Source organism: Mycobacterium sp., assembly GCF_046095365.1.
In the GTDB taxonomy this organism is placed as follows: Bacteria; Actinomycetota; Actinomycetes; order Mycobacteriales; family Mycobacteriaceae; genus Mycobacterium.
The window spans coordinates 1-3,969 of sequence record NZ_JBJTJF010000091.1 but is presented as its reverse complement, the minus strand read 5'-3'; the positions used below and the strand labels follow the sequence as shown (position 1 = coordinate 3,969).

Annotated in this window: 3 protein-coding genes and 1 pseudogene; 1 reads left to right on the top strand and 3 read right to left on the bottom strand. The window is 70.7% G+C overall.

The window, feature by feature from the left end; translation table 11 throughout:
• A pseudogene (locus ACKOQ4_RS07880) lies at positions 1-1,416 on the bottom strand (hypothetical protein); the annotation flags it as partial.
• A gap of 267 nt (positions 1,417-1,683) precedes the next feature.
• Here ACKOQ4_RS07880 and ACKOQ4_RS07875 point away from each other — a divergent pair.
• Positions 1,684-1,917, top strand: coding sequence for a hypothetical protein (locus ACKOQ4_RS07875; protein ID WP_526290542.1), 234 nt, complete (start codon positions 1,684-1,686; stop codon positions 1,915-1,917).
• A gap of 15 nt (positions 1,918-1,932) precedes the next feature.
• Here ACKOQ4_RS07875 and ligD read toward each other — a convergent pair whose 3' ends face one another.
• Positions 1,933-2,961, bottom strand: coding sequence for a non-homologous end-joining DNA ligase (ligD, locus tag ACKOQ4_RS07870; protein WP_526290540.1), 1,029 nt, complete (start codon positions 2,959-2,961; stop codon positions 1,933-1,935).
• Positions 2,958-3,969 (bottom strand): ATP-dependent DNA ligase (locus ACKOQ4_RS07865; protein ID WP_526290538.1); only part of this gene is annotated, 1,012 nt, incomplete at its 5' end. The genes ACKOQ4_RS07865 and ligD, both read right to left, overlap by 4 nt.

The window sequence follows — 3,969 nt, the reverse complement described above, 5'->3', positions numbered from 1 at the left end:
GATCGCCCCGGCGTCCTGCTTGGGCCCGCCGTTGACGCTCACCTTGACGTAGGCGTTCGGCGCGCCGGCCAGCGAGACCCGGGTGGGGAACAGGTTGGGCCCGAGGATCATGTAGCCGCCCAGGCCGAACGGGTAGGCGCTCTGGTGGACCAGCACGCCGTCGGCCAGTTCGCCGGGCATTGCGGCGGTGGGGATCGGCGACGGGCCTGGTCCGGCGGTGTTGGCGCCGATCCCGAGGATTCCGTCGGCGCCCCAGGCGAAGAAGTCCTTGAAGTCCTGGACGCTGTCGGGGTACTCGTCGTTGTCGGTGACGACGTTGACCGGAGCGGTGCCCACCGCGCCGTCGCCGAGATCCACGGTCGTGTTGTAGGTGACGTAGTGGTAGCACAGGCCGCCGCTGAAGCAACTGTTGCCGTCGCCGATCTGCGGGCCCAGGCCTGAGGTGGGTACCTTGTCCGGCGTGGTCACCAGGCCCGAGGCCCCGGTGTCGACCAGCAGGGTGGCCCTGGTGCCACCGTTGATCCTGGCTTTCACGACCGGCTCGGTGCCTGCCTTGATGGTCACCGGAACCTTGGCGTACACCTTTCCGTTCTGCTGCGCCTGGTCGACCAGCGCCTGCGACGCGGTGACATCGGCGCCGACCCAGCCCAGCGTGGGAATCAATGCCGAAGCGGTGGCCAGCGCGACGTCGGACAACTTGGTGTAGGTCAATTCGTTCTGCAGATTCGCCCGGGCAAACGAATGCAACAGCGGATTACCCACGGTGCTGGCCACGCGTTCCTGAGCGCCGGCGATGCTCGAGCCCCACAGGGTCAGCATGAGCTGGGAGGTGCTCAGGGCCGCCAGCGGGCCGAAGGACCCCAGGCCCGCCAGGACGTTGCCGGCCCCCCACGTCTCGTCCCTGAGCAGGTCGCGCGCCTGCACGATCTGTACCAGCGCCAGCTTCACCTTCTCGCCGGGAACGATCTGCTCGCCCGGATTGGTACCGCCGGGCAGCCACGAGTCCATGCTCGGGGCGGGGTTGGCGGCCGGGGCGGCGACCGACGCCGCCGGGACCGCGGCCGGGGTGCCACCGGCAACGGGGTGCGGGTCCGGCGTCGCAGCGGCGGCCGCGGCCAATCGCGCACGCAGTGCCGACGCCGCGGCGGCCGGGCGATCGGCGGGTTTCCGGATCGGACGCTCTGCGCGGTCGTTCCGGACAGCGGATCCACGGCCACGCGGCGCCGTCGTGCCGTCACTGGCCGCGGCGGCCCGGGCCACCCGGGCGGCCCTGCGCGCGGGGGCGTCGCTCTTGGCCCCCGCGCCACCGGCGCCGGCCGCGGATTCGGCCGAGCTGCCGGCCGAGGCGTCCGCGCCGGTGTCGGCGAAGGCCACCGCGGTTCCGCCGAACAGGGCGGCGCCCATCCCGAGGGTCACCGCCCCGGCCCCCAGCCAGGCGTACGGCTGGCGACGACGGGACGCGGCGTCAGTGCGAACCGAAGCTCGTGGAGACGGTGCTGGTCGAGACATCGGGCTGAAACCCCTCAGTAGGTCCGGAGAACGATTCGGTCGGCAACCTTAAGTTTTGCTGAGATGTCTACCACAGATTGCTCGAGCGGGGGTAGCGGCCCGTTCGTCGACAGGCGCGGCGGTGGGTACGGTGGGCCCAGACTCAAGACGCGGGTCTGTCCGGAGGTGGTCTGCATGCTGTGGCGCTGCCGAATGCTGCCGGCCCACCTCGTGCATGATTCGCTATCGGCGACCCTGACCGTCTGGGTGCTCGGACTGGTGGCGTTCGCGGTCACCGCGGTCGGCGGCTGGGCGGCGGCCACCGCGCGATCCAGCCAGCGCCGGTTGCTGACCGGGCTCACCTGCACCGGCCTGGGAGTCGTGCTGTTCGCGGGCGTGGTGGCCTACGACAGCACGCTCTGGCACTGAGCCCCGTCGTTCCGCCTACCTGTTCCGGTCCCGATCCCGGCTCGGCTGAACCCGTTTCGGTTCGCCCGGCATCTTGGGGTAGTTCGGCGGATACGGCAGATCCCCCAGCCCGCGTTCGGCGTCGGCTCCGGCCATGGCCAGCAGCGGTTCGATCGACTGGCACAGGGCGTCCATCCCCGCCATCGGGTCACCGCGACGGGCCAGCATCCCCGGCACGGTGGCCATGGTGTAGTCGTCGGGCGTCGCGGCGGCCGTCAGTTCGGCCCACGTCAGCGGGGTCGATACGGTGGCGATCGGGGTGGGCCGCACCGAGTAGGCGGCGGCGAATGTGCGGTCCCGGGCGTTCTGGTTGAAGTCGATGAAGATCCGCGCTCCCCGTTCCTCCTTCCACCACGACGTCGTCACCAGATCCGGAGCCCGGCGCTCGACCTCGCGGGCCAGTGCGATGCCGGCCCGGCGCACCGCGACGAAATCCCAGTCGGCGGCGATGCGCACGAACACGTGCACGCCCCGCCCGCCGGAGGTCTTCGGGTAGCCCACCAGGCCGAGTTCGTCGAGCACCGGCTTGAGGATGTCGACGGCGACGGTGCGGGCCCCGGCGAAGCCGGTGCCGGGTTGAGGGTCGAGGTCGATGCGCAGTTCATCGGGGTGTTCGGTGTCCGGGCAGCGAACCTGCCAGGGGTGCAACGTGATCGCACCCATCTGTGCGGCCCACACGATGGCCGATGCGTGGGTGACCATCAGCGTGTCGGCGGTGCGACCGGACGGGAAGGTCACCCGGCAGGTCTCGAGGTAGTCGGGGTGCTTGGCGGGAATCCGCTTCTGATAGATCTGCTCGCCGTCGATTCCGTCCGGGAAGCGCTGCAGGTGGGTGGGACGGTCGCGCAGTGCGCTGAGCATCGGGCCGGAAGCCACCGCGAGGTAGTAGTCGATCAGCGCGCCCTTGGTCCCCCGCGCACCGAGGTTGGGAAAGAACACTTTGTCCCGGTTGGTGATTCGGACCGCCACCCCGTCGACGTCGATCTCGTGGGCGTCCTCGCTCATCGCGCCTCCAGCACGTCGCCGAGGTCGTAGTCGGCCGGCACGTCGAGTTGTTCGAAGGTGCAACCGGCCGGTTCGCGGTCGGGCCGCCAGCGCAGGAACCGCACGGTGTGCCGGAAGCGTTTCCAGCCGGCGTTGCCCTCCATCTGGTCGTAGGCCACCTCGGCGACGCGCTCGGGGCGGATGGGGATCCAGGTCTTGTCGGCGCCGCTGTTCCAGCGGCTGGGTTCGCCGTCGCGGGTGGTGCCCGCGCTCAGCGGTTCGAGTTCGGCCAGCAGTGTCAGCCGGTCCGCGGCGGTGAACGAGGCTGCGCCGCCGACCATCTGGAGCTCACCGTCCGCGCGGTACAGCCCGAGCAGGATGGAGCCCACACCATGGCCGCTCTTGTGGATGCGGTATCCCATCACCACGCAGTCGGCGTCGCGGGCATGCTTCACCTTGACCATGTCCCGCACCCCGGGAAGGTAGGCACCGTCGAGGTGCTTGGCGATCACCCCGTCCAGCCCCGCCCCCTCGAATGTGGAGAGCCACTCGGCGGCCAGTGCGGGATCGCCGGTGGTGCGGGTGACGTGACACCACCGGCCCCCCGCAACTGCCCGGATCAGGGCGTCGCGGCGAACGCGGAACGACTCGGCCAGCAGCGACCGGTCGGCCAGCGCCAGCGCGTCGAAGCCGATGAAGTGCGCCGGGGTCTGTTCGGCGAGCAGCCGCACCCGGCTCTCGGCGGGGTGGATGCGCTGGGACAACGAATCCCAGTCCAGCCGGATACGGCCGCCGACCTCCTGCGGCACCACCACCTCGCCGTCGAGCACGCAGCGGTCGGCGAGTTCGGCGCGCAGCGCATCGACCAACTCGGGAAAATAGCGGCCGAGGTCCTTGCCGGTGCGGGACTGCACCAGCACCTCGCCGCGGTCGCGGAACACCACCGCGCGGAAACCGTCCCACTTCGGTTCGTACGACCACTCCCCCGGTTCGGCGGGCACGCTCGCCTGCGCCTTGGCCAGCATCGGC